The organism is Fictibacillus sp. 18YEL24, assembly GCF_015903855.1.
GTDB lineage: Bacteria > Bacillota > Bacilli > Bacillales > Fictibacillaceae > Fictibacillus > Fictibacillus phosphorivorans_C.
Genome location: NZ_JACZDT010000001.1, coordinates 457,328 through 482,344, shown reverse-complemented (window position 1 = coordinate 482,344; position 25,017 = coordinate 457,328). Strand labels below are relative to the sequence as shown.

Here is a 25,017-nt window from a genome sequence, read left to right as displayed (position 1 = left end):
AACCAACGCCGACCAGATTGATTCTGGTCAGCGTTATGTTTTTACTGATCTATTTCAAACATATAACGATTCGTCTGCACACTAACTCCGAGCACGATCCCCATTAACATCATATTGGACAAAAGAGAGCTTCCTCCGTAGCTTAAGAACGGAAGTGTGACCCCTGTTACCGGTAATAATCCAATATTCATGCCAACATTCTGAAAGATCTGGAACGAAAGAAGTCCAATAATTCCTGAACACATATATCCGCCGAATGAGTAGTTTGATTTCACACCTAGTATCACGATTTTATAGATTAATAAGAAGAATAGACTCACTACGATGGATGTACCGAGAAAACCTGTGTCTTCACCAATAATGGAAAAGATAAAATCAGTGTGAGCTTCAGGTACATACATGATCCCTTCCATCCATCCCTTACCAGAATACCAACCTGAACCGATCGCAGTAATGGCTTGTTTCGTCTGATAACCTTGGTCTGTGTATTCAAACGGATTTAACCAGCCGTTTATCCTACTTCGTTGGTGAGGAAGAAGTAAGACGAGCAGTTTCGTCTGAAAAAAGTCATTAAATTTAAAATAGATGACGATTAATGCTGTCAAGACGATAGATGGCAATGAGATAACCGCCAAAATGATCTTCCAGCTTACACCTGATATGAATATGATGGACAGAATGATGGAAAGGTAGAGCATGATCATTCCTGAATCTGGCTGGATGGCGACAAAGATAACAGGCGCTAAGCTAGCTAGTCCCATCTTATAGATTAGATATAAATCTGAACGTATTGTCCGTTGAATATATTGGTAATTGTGTGATTCAACAATGTTACTCAGAACTAAGATCAAAGCGATCTTCATGAATTCTGATGGCTGAAAAGAGCCAAGGAAAGGCAATTGATACCACGCTTTTGAGCCGTTGATCGGTTTTGCAATACTTTCAGGTGCGAAAATCAACATCACAATAAAAAATAAAACGATGCCATAAAAATACCATGACATTCTTTTAAGCTGCTCAAAATCTAAACGCGCTATGGCTAGCATTAAAATTGTACTTAAGGTGTACCAAAATATTTGTTTAGGAACAAAATTATCGTTGTATTGACCTGATTGTTGGCCACTATATATGAACATCAAGCTAATTATTGACAATAAGAAGAGTATAAATAGAATCCCATAATCTAATTTATCTATAAATGATTTACTATTTGGAGTCTCCATGTACCGCACTTCTTCCTGTTTTCATTATTTTACCAAAAATAATGATAACACATTTTGGATGGGTTCATACAAGTATAAGCCATTACGATATGTTGACTTCAAAAAATAGTGTGATAAAATTACCTTACGACCGTTCGGAAGGTGGCTAAACAATGACGTATGATCAATTGAAACAAACAGCACTCATCCAGTTTGCCCAACTAGGGTATGAGGGTGCTTCTTTGTCTGTAATTGCAAACGAAGTTGGAATAAAAAAACAATCAATCTACACTCACTTTAAGAGTAAGGACGATCTCTATATACAAACTTTTCAAGAAGCTACTGACTGTGAAATCGATTTTGTTAAACAATTTATAGAAGATCAGAAATCTCTTCAATTAAGAGACGTTTTGTCCAAATTCTTAACGGAGTATTTAGAGAGGTTTGAGAACAACAATAATATGAAATTTTTTATGCGAACGTCTTTTTATCCGCCAGTTAAGCATGAAGAAGTCATTAAAATGGGAAGCAACGAATTTGTAGATCGTTTGGAGAGTTTGTTTACAGCACTTTTTGAACAGAATTCGGATCTGTTAAGAGAGAATATTACACCTGAAACAGCGGCTCTTGCGTTTTTAACCATTTTAGATGGACTTCTCGTTGAGTTGATCTATGGAATTCCAGAGCGACTTCAAAAAAGGTCTACACAGTCGTGGATTGTTTTCTGGCGGGGTATTAGTAATGAAAGTGGTGAATCATAATGAATCGTTCATGGGGCTATGTCCTTTTAGGTTCAGTGTTTGAAGTATGTTGGGTAATCGGTTTAAAGCATTCTTATGATTTCTTGACGTGGATGGGAACAACGGTTGCTATTATTTTTTCCTTTACGCTACTTATCTTAGCAACCAAACATCTCCCTGTAGGTACAGTATACGCTGTATTCACTGGATTAGGTGCAAGTGGAACTGTTTTGATGGAGATGCTAGTATTCGGTGAACCGTTTAAAATGCTGAAAATCATACTCATTCTTGTTCTTCTTGCTGGAGTAATGGGACTTAAATTAGTAACAGCAAAACCAAAATCAGAAGGAGGGGTTCAATAATGGGCTGGATCTTTCTGGTGTTTGCAGGTCTCTTTGAAGTAGTGGGTGTTACAGGTATGAATCTTGTTGCAAAGAAGAGGAATGTTATTTCATTCCTCGTCCTCGTGATAGGGTTCAGCAGCAGTTTTCTTTTGTTGAGTCTCGCTATGCAATCTTTGCCTATGGGGACAGCGTATGCAATTTGGACCGGAATCGGTACAGTAGGTTCTGGACTAGTTGGAATCTTATTTTATGGTGAATCAAAAAATGGACTAAGAATTCTTTTTATGGCAATGGTACTCAGTGCCGCAGTTGGACTTAAACTCATTAGCTAAGAAGGATCTCTATGTTGTTAAGTAGAATATAACTCGCTATACATTTTAAGTAGAAGAGGGATCTCCTTGGGAATTCATGATACGTTTCGATTTGGTTCTCATGCCATGATTTTTAATGCAGAGAATAAGGTGCTTTTGTTAAAACGAACTTATGGAAACAAAGGTTGGAGTTTACCTGGTGGTGCTGTCGATCCGGGGGAAACGATTCATCAAGCATTGTTTCGCGAATGTAGAGAAGAGCTTGGAATTGATGTAATTGATCCTGTATTAACCGGAATTTATTATCATAGTAAAATTAACACACAAGCAGTGATATTCCGATGCACGATTTCAGATGTTGACAAGATTGTTCTTAGCTCCGAACACTCTGCACTAAGATGGTTCGATCTAGCTGAATTAAGTGAAAGTCAACGAATTCGAGCGGAGGATGCAATACGTTTTAAGGGGCATGTCTACAGTAGAACATTCTAATGGTAATGATTTATCAATAGAGCATTTCTTCCTAGCGGGAGAAGTGCTTTTTTAATTTGAAAGTAATAGATACTATTACCTAGAAAATTCGTCTTTTTAACAAGGAGATGCATAAAAGTTGTCGAAAAACATGTAAGACAGGTAAATCTAGGAAGTAGGGAACAGAATGTTAGAGTCTATACAAAGCATGTGCTTACATGTGGTCTTTATACTTTTTACCATCCTTATTTATCAAGTATTCTTTAATGAAAGAGATGACGAGAGGAAGAAAGTAACTTCGAAATACTTTCTGCTTATGCTGATTATTCTAGTTTTCACGATGAGTCAACCAGTCGTTTATTCTCAGATCTATAAATATGATTTTAAATCAGTTGCCATTATCTTGTCCTTTTTGTACGGTGGAAAGAGGGTCGGTTTTTCAAGCTTATTCGTGCTTCTAATAATAGGTTATTTCACGGATCAAAACTTAGCTGTTTTACTAGGAAACTACATGATGCTCTGTTTATTGTTACTGCCGATCACTAGGCTCTTTCATCGCTATGGTATTAAAGGAAAAGTTACTGTAATCAGTTTGTTCTACTCACTGATTCCTATCACACGAGGAATTTCACTTTTAATAAAAGGTGACGAGCAAGAACTGTTTTTTGAATTAAGTTCTTCTCTTATTGTATTGGCAACGTTAATCGCAGTCGTGCACTTGATTGAAAATATGAAAGAGCAGATTGAAATGAGACAAGAGCTCGTTCGTACGGAAAAAATGAATGTTGTCAGTCAGCTTGCTGCATCTGTAGCACATGAAATTCGAAATCCCATGACTTCCGTACGAGGATTTATGCAGCTTATGCAGAAAGAAGAATTAACGAAAGAACAGCAAATGTACATAAGTATCTCAATTGAAGAACTGGATCGGGCACAGGAAATCATTAATCAGTATTTAGCGTTAGCTAAACCACAAACGGATCAATATGAAATCATCGATCTAACATCTACTATCCAACAATCAATCGATGTGATGCACTCGTATGCTATTTTAAACTCTATACATATATCTCAACACGTGGAATCTTCTTTAAAAATTGAGGGACTAAAACTGGAAATTCAGCAAGTATTGATCAACATCATCAAGAATGCTATTGAATCAATTAAGTCAAAAGGGGAAATCAGGATACTTGCCTTTAAAGACATGAACGATTTCGTTTGTATCGAGATCAAAGATAACGGTGTAGGCATGTCTAAGGAACAATTAAAAAAACTAGGCAGCCCGTATTACTCTACGAAAGAAAAAGGAACAGGACTGGGTTTAACCGTATGCCACCAAATTGTAAAACAGATGGGTGGAAAAATTACGATTAAGAGCGAGTTGAAAAAAGGAACAACATTTACGATTAAACTGCCTTTTAAGTGATGGTTATGCAGTAAACTTTTAACGTTAAACAGCATCACATTTGTATTCTTTTTCTTTTTGCTGCTAGCGATGAATATTGGAGAAACATAAAGTCATTTATAAATTAAAGCACAAAAAACGATCAGAAAAATTTCTGATCGTTTTTTGTGCTAATACATTCTCTTATAATTTTTGAGAAAGGGAGAACGTTCTGCCATGCTCGGCTTGTTCAACTGATTTTGTGGAAACTCCAACAAATACAGCCGTTAGTGCTAGTGAAGTGATGATGATACCTGCAGCGAATTTTTTCATTTTAGTGCCTCCTTTTTTTGTAAAGCGCGTTTTGCTTCGTAAGACTCTTTAAAATAATAACTAGCTTTATTGTGGTTCTCTTTGGTGAAGAAGACCTGTGCAAGTTCTCCAGCATAATCTTCTACGAAACCAAAGAGTTCGTGTTGTTTAAAATAGTCGTTTCCTTCTTTAACAATACGTTCAAGCTCGTTAATATCTGTTGCCTGATTTAAGGCGTTCAGTATTTTGAAGTGATGAAGGTATTCTTCATTCGCGAGCTCGATTCCTTTTTTGTAGAAAGGCATTGCTTTTTCTTCATTATTCAATCGATAGAATTCTCGAGACAATAAGAAGTGGGTCTTATAAAAGGCTTCTTCTTCTTCAAATACCTCTAACAAATAGCGTACTGCCAGTTCGGACATGTTTTGTTCAGCATACAGATAACCAATGTTGTATTTAATGAGAGAAGTATATGACTGATCAATTCGCTTAGCGAGATCAAGAGCACACAGAAAATGTTCTTCCGCTTTTCCGTATTGTTTCAATGATAGAGAAGCGAGTCCCAGTATATTTTCACAACCGGATTGAAGCAGTTCATAATCTTCCGCTTCAGATAATGATTTCAAAGCTTCGTTTGCATAATCCAGTGCTGTGAGTGGCTGACGGATATGGTAATACAGAACGGCAGCTTTATGATAGAAATCTGCACGCACAATATCATCCGTTATGCTGTTCAATACGTTTAATAAGTTAAACGCCCGGATAAAACGTAATTCTGCTACTTCATAATTTCCTTCGGCTGTTAATAGCATTCCGGTAATTAAGTTCATATAGTACCCAAAAATATCTGTTCGATTCAGATGAACATCATTTAAGGTATCTAGTATTGCGTGAGCAGAAGCAAGCTCTTTTTTCAAAATCAAATATCGGCTGTTTAATAATTGATAATATAATTGTGTAGAGGGGTCTTTAATCTGTGTGATCTCACTCTTGATTTCGTTATGTATACTCTCTGATTGCTGAATGTGATTTGTCCGGATGGCAATATGCCATCGCTCGAGTGACTGTGTGATGGGCTCTCTAGTTCCGACGTTCATGGAAAACTCCTTTCTATAAGACTTGTAATTTAAATCTAACATAAAATGGAAAAATAAAACTTGGGAAAATTTAAAGCTAAGGGGTAGCATAAAGTGACATTATTCTCTTCAATTTTCCCAATAATCTGACACTGAAGGAGATATCTTATTGTTTCGCTCACTGAAAACGAGATTATGAGGGTAGAAGGAGTATAACGCGGTATATGGAATTAAAGTTATAGAGTCAAATAGTAGAGAAAGAGAATGGGGAGTTGGGAAACAGTGTTATTGAAGAAAACATCTCACTTTGGAGAAAAGGATAATGTAACTTACTTAAATGGGAAGATCACTTTTCAAGGTGTCTCCCTGAATGTTTATAGTTATCTCGTAGACGGTGTATTGATCGATACCGGTGCCCAGTCATTATATAAGCATTTCAAACCTTTTATTGATTCAGCAGATTTTGACCAAGTATTCATTACACATTTTCATGAAGATCATACAGGTTGTGCTAGCTATATCGAAAAAACAAAGAAAGTCCCCATTTATCTAGATGACAAAACAATTGATTATTGCACGGAACGAGCGCATTATCCATTGTATCGACAATTTTTTTGGGGAAGAAGGAAACCGTTTCATGCACAAAAAATGAAAAAGGAATTACAATCAAGAAATGCCCGTTGGAACGCCATACCGACGCCAGGGCATGCACTGGATCACCATGCATTTCTGAATCGAGAAACGGGTCAGCTGTTCACCGGAGATCTATATGTAATGGAAAGGACGAAAGTAATTTTAGAGGAAGAGAGCATCCCTGCGATTATACAATCTTTAAAACGGGTTTTAACTTATGACTTTCAGGAAGTGTTTTGCAATCACGCAGGATTTGTTCGAGATGGAAGGAAGGCACTTGAACGAAAACTAAATTATCTGTTAGGAATTCAACAAGAAGTATTGTCCTTACAGAGTCAAGGCGACACCCCTGAAGCTATCTGTCAGAAGCTGTTTCCGAAGAAATTTCCCATCGTCAAATTCTCTAGTGGCGAATGGGATTCTATTCATATTGTTCGTTCTATCATCAAAGAGAATCATGTCATCCATACATAATTATTTAGAAAAAGAGGTAAGCAGCTAATGTTAATCAATAAAGAAAACAAAGCAAGAATACGTACCGTTTGTGTTGAGGATGCTGAAGCCATTCTTCAAATTCATCGTGAGGTGATCTCTGAACACGATTATTTTATTGCACTACCAAATGAATTTAACAAGACAATCGAAGATCATCAAGAATGGATACGCAACATTCTAAAGCATGAACGAGAAACCATGCTTGTAGCAGAATATGAAAACAATGTGGTGGGATGGATCGTTTTCCGTTCACAAGACAGAATGAGGATGCACCATATTGGATCATTTGCCATTATGTTAAAAAAAGAATGCAGAAATAAAGGGATTGGAAAATTAATGATTCAGAAGTTATTAACTTGGGCCGAAAAACATCCAGTGATTGAAAAAGTTACGTTAGGAACGTTCTCTACTAATACTAGAGCAATAGAATTATATAGAAAACTAGGATTCGTAGAGGAAGGCAGAAAAATAAGAGAATTTAAGTTTGGCAACGATGAATATGTTGATGATGTGTTGATGTTTAAATTAGTTAAATAATGAGATATGAGCTCAATCTTTACAGTGAAGCTGTTTCTTTTGAATGGCTTCTTTTTTCGTGTGATGAAACGCTTTTGAAGAAAATCGTAATCGGTACAAGGTTACTCCGCGTATATTAAATCGATGTTATTTTTTTGCCGGAGGTGTTGGGATGTCTTTTCCCACAAATAGTCAGTTTACAGCGATTACGGTAGGTGGTGTTCCATATGCAGATGTGATACGTGATATCTCTCCTGCAGGAACAGATATCGTAGGGAGTGACAGTTTTCCTTCCTTTTACTTCGCTTATGATGAAATCAATGTGTACTTTAGAATGCGAGTACGATCAGATCCAAGAAATAGTGCCAAAACAGCTTTTGCAAATTTTGCGTGGGGTGTTTTGTTAAATACTACCGGTGTATCGGGGACTTATGACTGGCTGCTTGCAGTCAATGGTTTAAACAAAAGAGTGAACTTGGTGCAGAACACAATTAAACAAGTGAACTCATGGAGCGATCCTGCAGAAGGTACGGATGGTAAAGGGAATCCAAACTATTCTCGTTCTATTATTAATTTTGACGTCGCTCGTGTTGTTCAGGCTGACTCTACATTGGATAATACACAAAACTATTTTATCGATTTTCTAGTTCCAGCTTCTACATTTTTCTCCTTGCTCGGTATTACTGCTCAAAGTTCTGTACGGATGGTCGCTTTTACTGCTTCAAATAACAACAACTACAATAAAGACTCTTTACGTGAATCAGAGGAATTTCAGTTTCAAAATGCACTTTCCAATCCAGTTACAATAAATTCCGGTAATGTCCGAGCTAACCTGCAGGTTTCAAAAGTACTGCTTTCAGGACCACAATCACCTTTAGCCGGTCAGGTTGGGGAGTGGACGGGAAGAATTACTTTAACGAATACAGGAAAAAGTGCTGCAAATATCATTAATGTAACTGATATTGTTTCATTAGATGTAGTGTCACTCTTTTCGGTCCTAAGTGTTTCGCAAGGGACAACGGCATACAACTCTTCAACGAAAACACTTACGTGGTCAGTAGGTAATATTGCTTCTGGTGCAAGTGCAACTCTTCAGTTTGCAGAGAGTGGAATCTTTTATACAGCGGGAACGAAAGCATTAAATACTGTTCGTGCAACAGGTATTGATAGCTTTACTGGAGGAGATCTGCCACCAGCTTCTGCTTCTATTTCTGTGAATGTTCAAGCAACAGGAGGAGCTGCAGGTACGTTACTGGATAGTTCAAACGCTCAGCCGGTAAATGCTGCAACTGTAAGACTTTTATCGGGTCAAACACAGGTTGCCGTTACGCAGACGGATGCATTCGGTAAGTATAGTCTTACGAATATAGCACCAGGTACTTATACGATTGAATTTTCAAAAGTAAATTACACGACATTTGTGCAATCGGTGGTTATTCAATCTGGCACGATAACGGTCATCAATCCTGTCATTGTTGCGATTCCAGGAATTCTTCAAGGAACGGTTACCTCAAATGCAGGTTCTGCTGTTAGTGGAGCATCCGTTTTGTTATCAGATAATCTTGGTACAGTTATTGCAAGTGTAACCACTTCTCCAACAGGAACTTATACTTTTGGAGCTGTAATCCCTGGGCATTATACGCTCACGGTTTCTGCAAATAATTTTCAATCTGCAACAATTGGGCAAAATGTGCCAACCAATCAGACTACGATAGCAAACTTTGTACTGCAGCCGAATCCTGGAACGGTAAGTGGAACGATAACAGGAAGTGGAGGACCTATAGCTGGTGCAATAGTCGAAACTCTGAGCGGTACGGGGATAGCGGTGGCAACCGCAACGACGGATGGGTCAGGACAGTACACAATAAATCGTCTCTCACCAGGTTCTTACAGATTACGTGTGAGTGCACCTGCTTTTCAAACATTTGTTGTCGGTTTCTCGGTGAGTGCCGGTCAAACTGTGGTAGTAGATGTGAATCTATTAGCAAATCCAGGTTCAATCATCGGAACAGTAATTGATGAAGATAGCGGTGTTCCACTTCCAGGAGCAAGTCTAAAAGTTGTAAACAGCTCTGGGATTACGGATGCCTCTGTAACTACTGATGTAAACGGACAATTCTCAGTCGATTCTTTAGCTCCTGGTACGTATGTAATCACCTTTTCTTCTGATGGTCACGGAACAAAAACAATCGGTACGTATGTTCAGTCCGATCAAACTACAACGCTAGATGTCACACTTAGAAGACTAGCAGGTGTTCTTACAGGCGATGTTTCTTCAGAAGGAAATTTAATTAGTGGTGCTTCAGTGGATGTCGTACTAAATAACATCGTGGTAGCAAAGACCATTACTGACAGCAATGGAAATTATACGATAAGTGGGTTAGCACCAGATCGATATACCGTTATTGTTGGGGCAGACGGGTTTTCACCGGTTACGCTTGGTGCTGTTATTCGAGATAATGAAACAACAACGATCAGCACAGAACTTCAGCCTATTTTTGGTTTACTTTCAGGTAGTGTACTGGATAACGAAGGAAACATTCTTCCGGGTGCAGTCATACTTGTTAAAAATGCAGATTCTGATGTGCTTATCTCTAGAGCTGTAACAGATACAAATGGAAATTATGTAATTGGTGAATTGCTCCCTGGAAGCTATGTTGTTACAGCAAATGTTGTTGATTATCAAACAAATTTAAGTGGAGCAATAATTACAGCTGGTGTGACTTCCGTTGTTAATTTCTCATTAATGCCAAACCCTTCTTCTATCTCAGGAACAATTGTTAACAGTGAGACCGGAGATCCTCTTGCAGGTGCATCGGTAGTCGTGCAACTACTTGATTCTAACGGTCTTATCATAAATACAACTTTTTCAGACAATGATGGTGTGTTCATTGTTGAAGATTTAATGCCGAGCACATATACAGTCATAGTTGCGGCAGAAAATTTCCAAACTTCGTCTGCCTCAGTAACGTTAACGCCTGGAAACGTTTCTGCTATCACGATTAGCCTTGTTCCGTCTCCTGGTTTTGTTACAGGCAGATTAATAGATTCTTTTTCAGGTCAGCCAGTTGTTGGTGCAACCATTAATATCAGCAACACACTAGGAGCATTTGTCGATTCAGCCATTACGAGTGCGGATGGAACGTTCATTTCGCTTGGGTTGCCTGGAGGAGTTTATTCACTTACTGCAGTTGCAGAAGGATATGAAACCAAGATCTTAGGTGTTGTTGTTCCCGCTGGATTAACTAAGTTTGTTAACTTTGACCTCCAACCGAATCCTGGGACCATTACAGGAACGGTAGCTCCTGCCGCTGACGGACTTGTGCTTCAGCTGTACACAATGGATAACCAGTTCGTAAACACAGTTGCAGCCACTCCTGAAGGAACCTTTTTGTTTCAGAGTTTGGCTCCTGGTAACTATATCGTAAAAGCTGTGGCAGTGAATTACTCTGTTGGAAGTACGGGAGCCTTTGTTGTTTCTGGTCAAACAACGAACATCTCTCTATCGATACAACCGAATCCTGGGACTGTCTCAGGTACCTTGATTTCTGATCTTGGTGCGCCGGTAGCCAACGGTACCGTATCTCTTCTCGATGTAAATGAAACACCTATCGGAAATGGAACAACAGATGCTGATGGAAATTACACGCTCAGCAATATTCCTGCTGGTTCTTATGCAGTCGTAATTCGAGCAGGGGGCTATGCAAACACGACTGGAAACGTTGCGGTCGACCCAGGTCAGGACATCACTGAACTTAATTTTGAGTTAGTGACGATTCGTGGTTCTATCTCTGGAACGGTTTCAGATTTTATAACAGGTGCACCAATTCCAGGTGCAGCCATACTTGTTCGTGATAGTCTTGGAATTTTGGTTCGCTTCTCAACAACTGATCAATTCGGCAACTTTTTGCTTCGGAATTTTGTTCCAGGTTCCTATGCTGTTACTTCATCTGCACAAAACTACTCTACAGAAATTACAGGTGTGATCGTACAAAGTGATGAGACTGCCGGAGCTGATATTCTATTAACGAGTACAGTAGGTAGTATATCAGGGCAAGTCACAGAAGGAGATGGAAATCCCCTTTCCGGAGACAATATACAATTAAAAATATTCGGTGCTAACGGAGAATTTCTGCAAGCTTTAATTGCACACACTGATGGTACATTTCAAATTCCGGAACTGTCAATTGGCACATATTTTGTGAGTGCTGAATTAGACGGTTATTCTCCAAATATTACAGCTGTTATTGTTAACAGCAGTGCGGTAAGCAGTATTACAATACCGTTATCGCAAATTCTTACAACGCTAACAGGAACCATAGCAGATTCTACAACTGGAAATCCGATCAGTGGTACTGCCGTTTCTGTTACTTTAACAAATAATACGGGCATGTATGTGGCAAAGCAGTATCCAGGTATTGATGGCACTTTCACGTTCGACTCGATTGCACCGGGAATTTATCTGTTAAATGTTAACGCAGTGAACTATGGAAATGAGATTATTACGGTTACTGTGCCTGTCACTGGGTTTAACATTGCGGTATCATTAACTCAAAATCCAGGAGCGGTTACAGGGTATGTCACAAACCAGTTAACGGGAGATCCATTATCTAATGCAATCATTATCGTTTCATCTTCAGGAAAGCCACTAGAACGAAAAGGAGTCTCGGATAGTTTCGGTCAATTCATATTTGCCAATCTGTCGCCGGACACGTATCGTGCGATCGTTAGTGCTGACGGTTATTCCAGTCAGAGTGCAACATTTACCGTTTTACCAGATGAAACAACTTCCTTAAGCTTTATTTTAACTCCAGAACCTGGAACGGTTTCAGGAACCATCACAGACGCCGTAACAGGGCTTCCGATTTCTCAAGTCATGGTTCAAGTCCGTTATTTATCACCAACTGGCCCCGTAATTGCGAGCACTGTAACGGATCAGCAAGGCAATTATGTAACTCAAGGTGTGTATTCTGGTCCTTATACAATAGTTGCATTTACTGACGATGGCTACGGTTCATCGAGTGCTTCCGTTTTTGTACCTCCAAACGATACGAGAGTCGTCGATTTTGCACTTGAACCGTTCCCAGCTACAGTGGAAGGGACGATCACTTCAGAGTCTGGTGACCCGTTAGTTAATGTTTCAGTAAGGCTTTTAGATGTGTACGGTTTTACTGTTCGAGTTGTTAACACCGACTCTAACGGATTTTATAGAATACTAGGTTTTACCGAAGGACAATATCTTGTTACGGCTATTATTCCTGATTACCAGAGACGGCAAGTTTCAATCAATGCCGGACCAGGTGAGACGGTAACAGCCAATATCAGCTTAGTTCCAGAACCGGGTCAAATTTCAGGTGTGATTCTCGATGAACAAACTCTTGCTCCACTGGTGGGTGCTCAGGTAGAAGTGTATGCACCAAGTGGTGTAACACCAATTGCAAGAAGAACGACAGGTGCAGGAGGAGATTTCTTAATAGAAGGTGTGGCACCAAGATCATATACGTTAAACGCCTTTCAGCTAAACTATAGTATTCGCTCTACAGGTGTAATCGTAACTTCGAATGCTACAACTAATGTACAGATCGCTTTAGTGCCTGATCCAGCATCGATATCAGGAACCGTAACTGATGGTAATGGAATACCTTTATCAAATGCTAGTGTAAGAGTGGATGATGAAAATGATAGTGAAATCGGAAACGGAATCACAGATTTTGAAGGAAACTATGTCGTCGGAAACTTGCCAGAAGGGTCTTATACAGTAATTGCTGGAGTAGAAAATTATTCATCATCGACTGCCGGAGTTTCGTTGCAGCCTGGAGAGCAGCTAACGGGTCTAGACGTGATTTTAAACCCGTTAGGAGGATTGATCTTTGGGACAGTTGTAAGTGCAGAAACGGGAGAAGGATTACCAGGTATCCTCATTTCTATTCTTACCCCGGAAGGAATTCCAATTATATCAACTAATTCAGACACTGCGGGTAGCTTTACATCCATCCTTCTGTCACCTGGAACGTATACCGTTATTGCAAGTTCACCTTATTATGTACAGGATCAAATCGGTGTTATTGTACTACCGAATCAAACTTCTGCGATATCTTTTGAATTGTCGGAAGTAGGAGGTTCGATTGCTGGAACTGTTACAGATCAATCGGGAAATCCAATTTCAGATAGAACAATCTCTATTCGACTTCTCAATGATGGTGGTGTATTGCTGCAAACGCTGATCGCTCTCTCAGATGGAAACTTTGCGTTCCAGAACCTATCAGCAGGAACGTATCAAGTGAACGTAATAGCAGACGGATATCAAACAGCAACAGTAGGTGCAATCGTAGTGAACGGGGAGACAACAATTCTTTTAGTCCCGCTTACAGAAGATCGTGGTGCACTGGAGGGAATTGTTCAAGACGTTGTAACAGGATTACCAATATCAGGAAGTTTTGTTGAGGTATCTGATGTAAGTGGCATTCTTGTTGCAACGATTACAACAGACCAGAACGGTATTTTCAGACTGGTTAACCTTCAAACTGGTCCACTAAACATTCGTGCGATAGCAAATGGGTATGGTGCAGCATCCGTAGGTGTAATTATCAACTCTTTGTCTCTTTCAACTGTAACCCTTAACCTACAGCCGGATCCTGGCACAATCATTGGAACAATAAAAAATCCAAATGGTACACCGCTTAGCAATACCACAGTTCAGATATTAGACCGAAAAAACACACCAATTTCAACGATTATTACGAATGGAAACGGATCTTATGAGGTTGATAATCTGGTTGAAGGCCAGTATACCGTGACTGCCAAAGGAAATGGAACGGGTACAGGAATTGGCAGTGGTATTGTTTTACCTGACCAAGAAACTGTCGTAGACATTATTCTTATTCCAGAAGGTGGCGTCCTCTCAGGTAACGTTACAAATTCAGCAACAGGGGAACCATTAATTGGAGCTTCAATTGAGATTAGGGCCATTTCACCATTCGGTCCCGTAATCAATACGGTTTTAACAGATAGTAATGGTAATTATAACTCTGGATTGATATCAGCAGGAACTTTCACTTTAACCATTACAAAAGAGAACTTTGGAACCGCGACAGGCTCTGTTCTTATTGAAAATGGCGTAACAACATTCCAGAACTTTGCTCTTACACCGAGTCTCTCGAATGTTCGTGGCACGATTTCTGCAAGGATCATTCAAAATGAGAGTTTGACAACTACTATATCGGCTCAAGTCGTTGTCATTCCAATCATCAATACGGTCATTAGATTAATTGATGAAACGGGTGCAGAACTAGCAGAAGTTCAAACGGATGATCAAGGAATGTATTTAATCGAGAACTTTACATCAGGCATCTATTCGTTAGGAACGTCAAATCCAGATTATGAAACAAATACAGTTGGCTTTTCGGTGGAACCAGGTCAAACACAAACTGTTGACATTGAGCTCACCGCACTTCCAGGAATTCTAACTGGAACAATAATTGATCAAGAAACAGGTATATTGAACGCTGGAGCGATCATTCAGTTATTTTTTGGAACGAGTGTTCAGCCTGCTGGCAGAGCTGTGACAAATAATGCAGGTGTGTATGTGATTAACGGACTTTCTCCAGGACAATATACCGTATCCATGACAACACCAAACTATAATACGTTTTCGGCTGGAGCGACGATTCAAGCGAATGCAACAACAACAGTTGATGGCTTCTTATTGTCTAACCCAGGTGTACTAACAGGAATAGTTAATGGTCCGAATAATGTAATAAGTGGCGCAAGTATAAAGGTTATCGATGTAAATGGGACCGTTATCGGATCTGCTGTCTCAAATGATGATGGGACGTTCTTTATTGGAAATCTACCTGTTGGAACATATGCCTTAACAATTGTGGCACTTGATTTCCAAAGTGAAACAGAAGGGATAACGATTACACCAGGGGAGACAGTAAATGTTTCAATTAATCTGATCCCTGAACCCGGAGCTATAACAGGAATCGTTACTGAAGAAAACGGAGTTGCTTTACCAGGTGTTGTAATGAACGTTCTGTTAAACAATATTATTATCGCATCTACCGTTACTGAACAGAATGGTAGCTTTACATTTAGAAGTCTGAAGCCAAACTCTTACCAAGTGACTGCAAATCTCTCAGGGTACGCTGTATCGTCGATTGGAGCAGTTGTGAACAGTAACATAATAACAACTACTAATCTTCTATTAACTAGCCTATTTGGCAGTATTTTTGGAACGGTTACAGATGCGGATGGAAATCTCATCACTCAACAAAGTATTCAAATTAATCTTTTTGATCTCAATAACAGTTTAATAACTACCGTTCTAGCTCAATCAAACGGAACCTATGTTATTCCAGAAGTCCCTGAAGGAAATTATTTTGTGACTGTAACAACTGAAGGTTATAATGCTGATACTTTTGCTGTAACAGTTAACGGAGGAGAAGAGGTTTCTCTTGATCTCCAACTTATTGCTCTTGGAGGTACGCTTACAATTAGGGTCATTGATGCTGCAACAAACAATCCGATATCAGGAGTTGTAACGAACATCTTTAACGAAACAGGTATACCAATTACTTCTGGTATAACTGACCAAAACGGTGTATATATTCAGCAGAAGCTTGAAGAGGGTGCAATAGTTATTTCCACTGTTAAAGCGGACTATGGCAATCTATCCCTAGGCGGAATTATTGAAAACGGTGTCACAACAGAGATTATTCTTGCTCTTACCTTAGAAACAGGTAATCTATTAGGAACGATCTCCGATTCGAATGGTGTTCCAATTGCTGGGGCAGTGGTGCAGATTCTGGATGCCACTCGAGCAGTTGTTACTACTGTTTTAACTCAGTCAGATGGTGCTTATAGAGTCTTGGACTTACTGTCTGGAATTTATACAATGATCGTGAGTGCACGCGGTTTTGAACAGCGCTCACTAAGTGTTTTTATTGTAGCGAATGAGACTGCGATTACGAATTTACCATTAGCTTTTGAACCGGGCAGTGTGGAAGGTTTCGTTACAAATGAAGGGTCAGGTTCATTTATTGCTCGAGCTAATGTTGAACTTCGTTTAATAAGTCCGTCTGGCCCAGTCGTTGCCTCAACGCTTACTGACGAACAAGGTAGATATCGTTTTAGCCAAGTGAGAAACGGAAACTACACGATTATTTCTACTAAACAAGGCTTTGGAAATGACTCAGCTCAAATCACAGTTGTTCCAGGAGAAACGACATTCGCAGATCTTCAATTGGCAATCGTTACTTCAACTGTTAGAGGGACGGTTCGAAATGCTGACGGTTCACAGCCTCTCTTTAATACCCTCCTTCGTTTAGCGGACAATAACGGTGTTGTGATTGCAGAGGTGCAGACAGACAATGATGGAAATTATTTAATAGAAGGTCTTCTACCAGGTGATTTTAGCCTTGCTGCCATCAATGCTGATTATAGAAGCAGCTTACTGGATTTTACGGCTGTTCCCAATGTTCAAAGCGTTGTTAACTTTAATTTAGTTGCAGTCCCAAGTTTGTTTACCGGCTTTGTTACGGATGCAGATACAGGACTTCCGATTGTAGGGGCGATTGTAGAAACCTTTGATCAAATAAGCGGTCCAGTTGAAGCGAGTTTACTAAATGCTGAAGTTAATGTTTTAGCAGTCAATGGACGCCCAGTAGCGGTAGCCTTAACAAACATCGACGGTTTTTACACGATACCTGGATTAAGTAATGGATCTTATACGTTACGAGCTTCTGCAATAGGATATGGCACAGATAGCAGACTATCAGTACTGCCTGTGAATACAACTCTAGAGCAGAACTTTGCATTACCAGGTCAACGTCAAGCTTCTTCCATATCGGGTACAGTCATCATTTTAGGAAATGGACCATTACCAAATGCTGAAATAAATGTATTTGATGAAAATGGAGCTTTTGCAGGAAGTGCGAGAACGGGTAATGACGGAACATATTCTATTAGTAATCTTGATTCAGGAAGTTATTTAGTAACAGTGGATGCCCAAGGGTTTCAGGAAGAAACACTCACTATTTCCCTTGCAGAGGGGGAAAGTCGAACAGGTGTTGACTTTGCTTTAAGTCCTGGAGCAGATGGAGATATTACGGGTCAAGTATCCGATCGTCGAACGGGCAGGCCAATTAGTGAGGCGGTCATACAGTTGGTTGATCTAAGAGGATTTTTAGTTAGGGAAGTAACCTCTAATGATGCTGGGGTGTTTTCACTAACAGGCATTCCTTCAGGATCATATGAACTTCGTGTTTTCGCAACGGGGTTTGAATCATTTTCAGTGGCTGTAAATGTGATAGAAGGGGAAGAGTTACTCATTCCAATTTCACTTACTTCCATTACTCCGGATCCGATACCACCGTTTGGTGAAGCTCAGTTCTTAATATTAATAGGAGGCAAACCGTTAATTTTAGACAGCTTAACATCACCAACACTATTTACTTTAGAAAGTATAGATTCAAACAATAATTGTGCTACATTTTCTTATGAGGCAGAGGTACAAGAAGGAACAATTAGAAGGTTTATCACTTTTGATCTTTCCTGTATTGACTTAATTCGATTTATCAATTGAAGCAGAAGGTAAGTAATTTAAGATTTAATAATATCAATCTTTAGTAGGGAGCTTCCTTTTGCGAAGTTCTCTTTTTTTTAACAAACGCCATGAATAGAAACGCAACTCCTGCAAAAATTGAAGAATACACCATTAGTTCGGTATTTGTTAAAGAGAATTCTTTTACTAGAATTGCAGAATAAGCAAAAGTCGTAGTTGTGAACAGTTTAGAGATTGTAGCAATAGGTAAGAATCTCTTGAACCTGACTCCACTTAAACCCGCTCCTATACAAATAATTTCATCAGGAAGAACAGGAATGATAAACATTAATCGTCTAGTGATTATTAAGAATTGCATGTTCATTGTAATTAAGAAAACACAGTCGATTATGACAATGGACAATACAATTACTAATCTGATCCATTGGAAGAATGGTGTAGTGGTTGGCAAGAATTTAAAGAGTATGACTAATGTTAATGTTGTTAATATGACAGTTGCTACAGATGTAAATGGATTAAGTCTTAAGACGTATTTGATTTTGAAAACTAAATTTTTTGACAAATTCCGCTCAATCTATAGATGGTTTTATATTTAAATGGTAAAATATTACTATGCCGTATAGATGCTAGGGACATTTGTACTGTATTTCATTTCCATGGGGATTTAAATAATGAGGAGGTATTGAATGAAGCGTAGAATTGTGCACGAAAAAGTGGAAAAGTATTTAATTACGAATAGGACCATTGCTATTCATCCATTTATTAATCAATGGGGAAGGGTTTGCGCAGAAATTTATGAAGAAGATGCCGTCTTCCTTGTAGAGAAGAAGCCTTTTCGAATCATCAAAGATTCTTGTCCTTATTATGGAAGTATATACGATGGCAAGAAAGATGCAACACAGATTATATTAGGAAGGATGTGTTTTCCTCCTATCATGATTGACACGAAACTTGATATATTCTTCTTTCCCACGAAATCACCACGAAAAGACTCCTGTATATGGCTCTCGCAGCCACACATCGATGATATTGAATCCATTGACTGTAAAAAAGTTAGAGTGCTATTCATAAACGGCATGGATCTACCTATTGAAAGTACCTCTCGTGCCCTTAAAGCAAAACTCCATCGAGCAGCTCATTACAGAAATGTACTAATAAATCGAACAAATCGAAGTCTAGAAAAGGATAGAGAAAAAGGTTTAAAGACAGTAATTTGATCTTAACGTAAATAATTTTGAACGTGAGCGCCTGATGATGAATTTCAGGCGTTTTTAATATGCGAAAAAGTAAAAGTTACATATATTAGTAAGTGATCTTCTGTTAGAAACTTCCCTAAAACCTTTATAAATACTGATTGTTAGAGAGTTTGGGCACACTATTCATATAATTATCACTATTTATCGGCTTTCAAATAATTTATAATTATCATATAATAAAGATATTAAAGACTTAAATTTTAGCAATACTAGTTGATATGGTTTTCATGGAAACAGGAAAAGCTGTAACCAAGTTGTCTCTTCTTATATGTGAGACGACGGTTTTTTCTGTAAATTTTAGGTGAAAAGGTTGATAATGATGAGCAACAGAGAAACGAACACAGACGTCCTTTTAATTGGCGCTGGAATCATGAGTGCTACATTAGGAACGATCTTAAAAGAAATAGCTCCAGAAATGAAAATTAAAGTGTTTGAAAAACTTGATAAAGCAGGAGAGGAAAGTTCAAATGAGTGGAACAATGCGGGAACTGGGCATGCTGCACTTTGTGAACTAAATTACACATCGGAAAAACCAGATGGATCGATCGATATTTCAAAAGCCATTGAAATTAATGAACAGTTTCAAGTCTCCATGCAGTTCTGGTCCTACCTTGTTGATCAAAAATTGATTCGTAATCCAGAAGATTTCATCATGCCATTGCCTCACATGAGCATGGTTCAAGGAGAAAACAACGTTCAGTTTTTAAAGAAACGTATGGAAGCGCTAACACGGAATCCCCTATTTAAAGGAATGGAATTCTCAGATTCTCCAGAGAAATTGATGGAATGGATTCCTTTAATCATGGAAGGACGTTCGTTAGACGAAAGTATCGCTGCTACGAAGATCGATACAGGAACAGATGTGAATTTTGGTTCACTCACTCGCATGTTATTTAGTCATCTGCAGAACAAGAACGTTGATGTTAAATACAAACATAGCGTAGAAAATCTGAAGCGTACAAGTGATGGCTCTTGGGAACTGAAAGTCAAAAATCTTAACTCAGGTTCTGTTGAGAGACACACAGCGAAGTTTGTTTTTATCGGTGGTGGAGGGGGAAGTCTTCATCTTCTTCAAAAATCCGGTATTCCTGAAGGAAAGCATATCGGCGGATTTCCAGTAAGCGGAATCTTCATGGTATGTAAGAATCCAGAAGTGATTGAGCAGCAGCACGCGAAAGTATACGGAAAAGCTAAAGTCGGGGCACCACCAATGTCTGTTCCTCACTTGGATACACGGTATATTGACAATAAGAAATCGTTATTGTTTGGACCATTTGCGGGATTCTCACCAAAGTTCTTAAAAACAGGATCTATGCTTGATCTCGTGACTTCTGTAAAACCTAATAACGTTTTAACGATGTTAGCTGCAGGTGCTAAAGAAATGTCACTAACGAAATACTTGATTCAACAAGTGTTGTTGTCAAAAGAACAGCGCATGGAAGAACTGCGAGAGTTTATCCCGACTGCCAAGAGTGAAGATTGGGATCTTGTTGTAGCTGGGCAACGTGTTCAGGTTATCAAGGATACAGAAACAGGTGGAAAAGGAACGCTTCAGTTCGGTACAGAAGTGATTACTTCCGCTGATGGTTCGATCGCTGCCTTGCTTGGTGCATCACCTGGTGCGTCCACTGCTGTTCACGTTATGCTTGAAGTGTTGAACAAATGCTTCCCGAAAGAGATCGGAAAATGGGAACCAAAGATTAAAGAGATGATTCCTTCTTATGGTCAGCGATTGATGAACAACCCTGATTTATTAAAGAAAGTACACGCTACTACAGCGAGAACTCTAAAACTTGATGCGAATGAACCTACTTTAGCTGATTTTTCTGAAATAGAACATACCGTTTTACATGAAAAGATTTAGCGTTACTGTTCAATAGAGCCTTACTTAAGGCTCTTTTTTGCTGTTCTTTTATCTATGACGAAGGGGTTACCTACCTTGTTATCGAATGTAAATATGACTAAATTATGACTAGGAGTTTTAGAGATGAGTACGGTTAAACACAATAGTAAGGCTTGGGATAAAAAGGTTGAAGATGGTGTGAGCTATACGAAGGCTGTCTCGAATGATGTAATCGAAAAAAGTAAATTAGGAGATTGGCGTATTACCGTTACAACAGAAAAACCAGTTCCTAGAGGTTGGTTTCCAGAGTTGTTAAACGGGGTGAAGATTCTTTGTCTTGCTTCTGGAGGAGGTCAACAAGGTCCTGTGTTAGCTGCTGCTGGGGCAGATGTTACTGTTATCGATATATCTAAGAAACAGTTAGAAAATGATCAATTGGTAGCAGAAGCAAACAATTTGAGTTTAAGAGTAATACAAGGAGATATGTCTGATCTCTCCATGTTTGATGATGGGGAGTTCGACTTGATCGTTCATCCTGTGGCGAATGTGTTTGTGGAGGATATTTCTCCCGTATGGAAAGAAGCATCTCGTGTTTTAAAAGATAGAGGCGTACTTATCTCTGGTTTTACGAATCCATTGCTGTTTATTTTTGATGATGAAGAAGATCAAAAGGGAAATTTAGTGGTAAGTAACAGCATTCCTTATTCCACTCTCGATTCTATGACTGAAGAAGAGAAGTCTGCGTATCTTAAGGCTGATGAAACGATTGAATTTGGGCATACGTTAGAGGACCAAATACAAGGACAGATTGAAGCAGGTTTCGTGATTACAGGATTATATGAAGATGATTTTGGTGGAATCAGAGCGATTGATACCTATATTAAAAGTTTTGTAGCAACACGCGCGGTTAAAATGAAACTTAAGTAAAGAGGGGAGAAACTAGCCTAGAGGTATAAACTCAACTAAGCTAGTTTTTTTCTTTATTTTTGGATAGATAATTCTTGGCAAAAAAGTAGGCACTTACGGTAAACAATTGTGTGATTTTTTTGTCTTCTATTAGTTCTTCTATAGCATCAAAAGGGAAAATCTTAACCGTTACGTCTTCGTTATCATCTAAGTTTGGAGATGATGACTGGAAGGCATCTAAGATTAGAAACGTTATTACCTTGTTAGTTTGGGTAGCAGGGTTTACCGTAAATTCTCCAAGTAGGATTGGTTTTTTTAGAGAAGTGTAGCCTGTTTCCTCTTGAACCTCTCTTATGAACCCCTCCTCATAGGATTCACCTTCTTCAACTTTTCCAGCCGGAACTTCTAAAAAGAAGTCGTTGCCAGGATGACGGTATTGTTCAACAAGTAAAATTTGGCTATCCTTTGTTAGAACGACTGCATTCACCCAGTCAGGATATTCATGAACATAATAGTCAATGGGTTCTTCTTTATTTTGCAGCTCGAAGCTGTCTTTTCTTAGATGACCGAAGGGAGTTTTGTAGATATATTCTGATGTTATGGTGCTCCATCTTGCCAAAAGATCATTCCTCCTCATGCTTTACTGATTTCTTGCGTAACAGTTCTAACTCGTTTTTTATTGTAGATAGTTCATTCTTTATATGTGTAAGGTTTTTAGAGTCATTAATTCCAGTTCTCACCGCTAGATATATCACGAAGAATAAAATGACATAACCTGATAGTGCTAATAGAATCTCCATGCTCTTATCCTCCTAATGTGGATGATTTCCACTCTTCCCGAAGAATACCCATCCTGATGGAATCATAATATTCTCCATTGTAATAGCGGCATTTTCTCATTCTTCCTTCCATTTTCATGCCGAGTTTTTCACCAACTTTAATCATCCGTTCATTTCCTGACCATGTTGTATACCCAACTCGGACGAGCGGAAGCGTGTTGAACAAGTGATTGATCCACAGAATAAAAGCTCTAGTTCCATATCCACCGCTCCAATATTTGGGATTGTAGATTCCAATTCCCATCTCTAACCAATGAGAAGGCTCGTGCTCCCAATAATAGCTCACGGTTCCAACCAACTCACCAGCGACTTCTATTGCCCACCGTTGATCATGGTTCACATAGTGATCTTTGTTCCACATAAATTCATCAAAAGGAATTTGTTTGTGTTCAAAATATGGAGCATCCCATAGTTTCCATTCTGGTTCCTTCTCTTTATAAATGAGTTCCCAAAGCTTGGGGAGGTCTCCTTCTATGATGGGTCGAATACGTAATTCCTTATCGTGATATGACATTCCATTCCTCCGTATTTTTTGAACATTTACTTTAATTTTATGATACCATTATTTGTAAAGGTAATCTTATATAATTTTGGGGGATTTATGAAGATAAAAATCATACATACAAACGATCTTCACAGTCATTTTGATAACTTTGCGAAAGCAGTAACCTTGATAAATCAGCATAAAGACGAAAACACTTTACTGGTGGATGCAGGTGATTTTGCTGATTTCAAAAGCATCGAACTACAAGGTACAAGAGGGTTGGCTGCGGTTGAGCTTCTCGGTGCCGCTGGTTATGATTTATTAACGGTCGGCAACAATGAGATGTTTAATGGGGCAAAGACGTTAGAACATATGGCCACTCAAAGTTCAGTTCCATTTATCAGCAACAACCTTCTCAAGAAAGACAAGAAGACGATTCCTGGCGTTCATTCGAGTATGCTCCTCACGAAAAATGGACTTCGTATTTTCGTAACTGGCGCTTCACCTGACTTAGGAGCTTTTAATGAGGGATTAGGATTTCATGGTGAAAACTACATTATCGCTATAGCTGAAGAACTGGAACGTAACCGTGGGAAATACGATCTGTGCATCCTTCTGAACCATGTTGGAACGCTAGCGGATACAGAATTAGCTAAAGAGATATCTGGCATCGACGTAATCGTTTCTTCGCATGATCACGTTCTATATAAAGAAGCACAAGTAGTTAATGATACGTTCATCGTAAGTGCCGGGAACTTTGGTGAACATATTGGTGTATTAGAACTTGAAATAAACGGAACACATAAAACCCTTTTACAATCTGCGGTTTATTGTACAAAAGATTCGAAACCAGACGAAAAGATCTTATCCATTCTTAAACGAAGTAAAGAAACCGCCATTGAGATTTTAGGGAAACCTTTGTATAGAATTGATGAACCGTTATGGCACGATGTGATTAGTGAGAATCCGATCACAAATCTTATCGCAGATGGTTTAAAGGATATGCTCAATACCGATATAGGTTTGATAAACAGTGGGATTGTTAACGCTGGAATCTTTTCTTATCTTTCTCATAAAAAAATGATAGAGATCTGCCCATCTCCTTTGAATCCAACCTCCTTCGAGATTCAAGGTAAATATATTATGGAAGCCGTTCAACAATCCCTTGATGTCCAACATTGCTTAAAAGATGGAAAAGGACCGGGTTTCAGAGGGAAGTATGTAGGGAGACTGCATATTTCAGGCGCAAAAGTTGTTTTTGATGGATTAAAAGTGGTTGAAATGAAGATAGGCGGTGAAACAATTGATGAAGGAAGATGGTACTCTGTTGCTTCATCAGATTATCTTCACCGAGGGTCAGGCTATCCTTCACTTGCCACCAACCGAAACGAGTATTACCGACCAGAAGAGATTAAAGAAATTATCAAGATTTATGCCGACAAAACAGAGTTTGTAAGAAGAGCTTTTGATACAAGATTTACTGAACTACAAAAGATTAAGGGGTGAACACCGTGGAATGGGTTACGTTTTGTATGGCTTCGACAGCCTTCATTTTTGTTTTCCAAGAAATAGAAAAACGAAAGAAAATTGAAAAACGACTTCAGCAGTTAGAGGAACAACAGAAATAAGTTCAAATCTTGG

At 38.9% G+C, this 25,017-nt stretch carries 19 protein-coding genes; 12 read left to right on the top strand and 7 right to left on the bottom strand.

The genetic code is table 11. The annotated features are described in order from the left end of the window. Positions 1-41: 41 nt before the first annotated feature. On the bottom strand, positions 42-1,223 hold the full coding sequence (locus tag HU823_RS02375) for an FtsW/RodA/SpoVE family cell cycle protein (RefSeq protein ID WP_197221009.1): 1,182 nt from the start codon (positions 1,221-1,223) through the stop codon (positions 42-44). Positions 1,224-1,375: 152 nt separating this feature from the next. On the opposite strand from HU823_RS02375, the gene HU823_RS02370 reads away from it, so the two are divergent. The 5 genes from HU823_RS02370 to HU823_RS02350 all read left to right on the top strand — a co-directional run bounded on the left by HU823_RS02370 (position 1,376) and on the right by HU823_RS02350 (position 4,494). Next, entirely contained in the window at positions 1,376-1,963 is a 588-nt protein-coding gene (locus tag HU823_RS02370) for a TetR/AcrR family transcriptional regulator (RefSeq protein WP_197221008.1), read from the top strand. After that, positions 1,963-2,304, top strand: coding sequence for a DMT family transporter (locus HU823_RS02365; protein ID WP_197221007.1), 342 nt, complete (start codon positions 1,963-1,965; stop codon positions 2,302-2,304). Before HU823_RS02370 ends, HU823_RS02365 begins: the two co-directional genes overlap by 1 nt. Further along, positions 2,304-2,618 carry a DMT family transporter gene (locus HU823_RS02360; RefSeq protein WP_231607240.1) on the top strand — a complete coding sequence of 105 codons (315 nt, stop codon included), beginning with the start codon at positions 2,304-2,306 and terminating at the stop codon, positions 2,616-2,618. The genes HU823_RS02365 and HU823_RS02360 overlap by 1 nt, the downstream gene beginning before the upstream one ends. A gap of 66 nt (positions 2,619-2,684) precedes the next feature. Continuing rightward, positions 2,685-3,089 carry an NUDIX hydrolase gene (locus HU823_RS02355; protein ID WP_197221006.1) on the top strand — a complete coding sequence of 135 codons (405 nt, stop codon included), beginning with the start codon at positions 2,685-2,687 and terminating at the stop codon, positions 3,087-3,089. Between the two features lie 166 nt (positions 3,090-3,255). After that, a complete protein-coding gene (locus HU823_RS02350) occupies positions 3,256-4,494 on the top strand; it encodes an ATP-binding protein (protein WP_197221005.1) in 1,239 nt (412 codons plus the stop codon). A gap of 162 nt (positions 4,495-4,656) precedes the next feature. Here HU823_RS02350 and HU823_RS22075 read toward each other — a convergent pair whose 3' ends face one another. Both HU823_RS22075 and HU823_RS02345 read right to left on the bottom strand, forming a co-directional pair. After that, positions 4,657-4,785, bottom strand: coding sequence for a hypothetical protein (locus HU823_RS22075; protein WP_255548948.1), 129 nt, complete (start codon positions 4,783-4,785; stop codon positions 4,657-4,659). Further along, positions 4,782-5,861, bottom strand: coding sequence for a tetratricopeptide repeat protein (locus HU823_RS02345; protein WP_197221004.1), 1,080 nt, complete (start codon positions 5,859-5,861; stop codon positions 4,782-4,784). The genes HU823_RS22075 and HU823_RS02345 overlap by 4 nt, the downstream gene beginning before the upstream one ends. 261 nt (positions 5,862-6,122) lie before the next feature. On the opposite strand from HU823_RS02345, the gene HU823_RS02340 reads away from it, so the two are divergent. The 3 genes from HU823_RS02340 to HU823_RS02330 all read left to right on the top strand — a co-directional run bounded on the left by HU823_RS02340 (position 6,123) and on the right by HU823_RS02330 (position 18,069). Beyond that, entirely contained in the window at positions 6,123-6,947 is an 825-nt protein-coding gene (locus tag HU823_RS02340) for an MBL fold metallo-hydrolase (RefSeq protein WP_370630003.1), read from the top strand. Between the two features lie 27 nt (positions 6,948-6,974). Continuing rightward, a complete protein-coding gene (locus HU823_RS02335; RefSeq protein WP_197221002.1) occupies positions 6,975-7,505 on the top strand; it encodes a GNAT family N-acetyltransferase in 531 nt (176 codons plus the stop codon). A 151-nt stretch (positions 7,506-7,656) separates the two neighbouring features. After that, positions 7,657-18,069, top strand: coding sequence for a carboxypeptidase regulatory-like domain-containing protein (locus HU823_RS02330; RefSeq protein ID WP_197221001.1), 10,413 nt, complete (start codon positions 7,657-7,659; stop codon positions 18,067-18,069). 40 nt (positions 18,070-18,109) lie between these two features. On the opposite strand, the gene HU823_RS02325 is transcribed toward HU823_RS02330, so the two are convergent. Then, the gene (locus HU823_RS02325) at positions 18,110-18,610 is read right to left on the bottom strand and encodes a hypothetical protein (RefSeq protein ID WP_197221000.1); all 501 of its coding nucleotides are present in this window, start codon (positions 18,608-18,610) and stop codon (positions 18,110-18,112) included. Positions 18,611-18,734: 124 nt separating this feature from the next. On the opposite strand from HU823_RS02325, the gene HU823_RS02320 reads away from it, so the two are divergent. The 3 genes from HU823_RS02320 to HU823_RS02310 all read left to right on the top strand — a co-directional run bounded on the left by HU823_RS02320 (position 18,735) and on the right by HU823_RS02310 (position 22,074). Next, a complete protein-coding gene (locus tag HU823_RS02320) occupies positions 18,735-19,265 on the top strand; it encodes a competence protein ComK (protein ID WP_197220999.1) in 531 nt (176 codons plus the stop codon). A gap of 358 nt (positions 19,266-19,623) precedes the next feature. Continuing rightward, on the top strand, positions 19,624-21,168 hold the full coding sequence (locus HU823_RS02315; protein ID WP_197221370.1) for a malate:quinone oxidoreductase: 1,545 nt from the start codon (positions 19,624-19,626) through the stop codon (positions 21,166-21,168). 123 nt (positions 21,169-21,291) lie between these two features. Further along, complete coding sequence (locus tag HU823_RS02310) at positions 21,292-22,074, top strand: class I SAM-dependent methyltransferase (protein WP_197220998.1); 783 nt, start codon at positions 21,292-21,294, stop codon at positions 22,072-22,074. Between the two features lie 40 nt (positions 22,075-22,114). Here HU823_RS02310 and HU823_RS02305 read toward each other — a convergent pair whose 3' ends face one another. From HU823_RS02305 to HU823_RS02295, 3 genes are read right to left on the bottom strand one after another with little or no spacing between them, the layout of a single operon-like run. Further along, positions 22,115-22,672 carry an NUDIX hydrolase gene (locus HU823_RS02305; protein ID WP_231607239.1) on the bottom strand — a complete coding sequence of 186 codons (558 nt, stop codon included), beginning with the start codon at positions 22,670-22,672 and terminating at the stop codon, positions 22,115-22,117. A 4-nt stretch (positions 22,673-22,676) separates the two neighbouring features. After that, positions 22,677-22,853, bottom strand: a complete 177-nt coding sequence (locus HU823_RS02300) for a hypothetical protein (RefSeq protein WP_197220996.1) — start codon at positions 22,851-22,853, stop codon at positions 22,677-22,679. Between the two features lie 4 nt (positions 22,854-22,857). Next, a complete protein-coding gene (locus HU823_RS02295; RefSeq protein ID WP_197220995.1) occupies positions 22,858-23,406 on the bottom strand; it encodes a GNAT family N-acetyltransferase in 549 nt (182 codons plus the stop codon). An 87-nt stretch (positions 23,407-23,493) separates the two neighbouring features. On the opposite strand from HU823_RS02295, the gene HU823_RS02290 reads away from it, so the two are divergent. Further along, on the top strand, positions 23,494-24,882 hold the full coding sequence (locus HU823_RS02290; RefSeq protein ID WP_197220994.1) for a bifunctional metallophosphatase/5'-nucleotidase: 1,389 nt from the start codon (positions 23,494-23,496) through the stop codon (positions 24,880-24,882). The last annotated feature ends 135 nt before the right edge of the window (positions 24,883-25,017 follow it).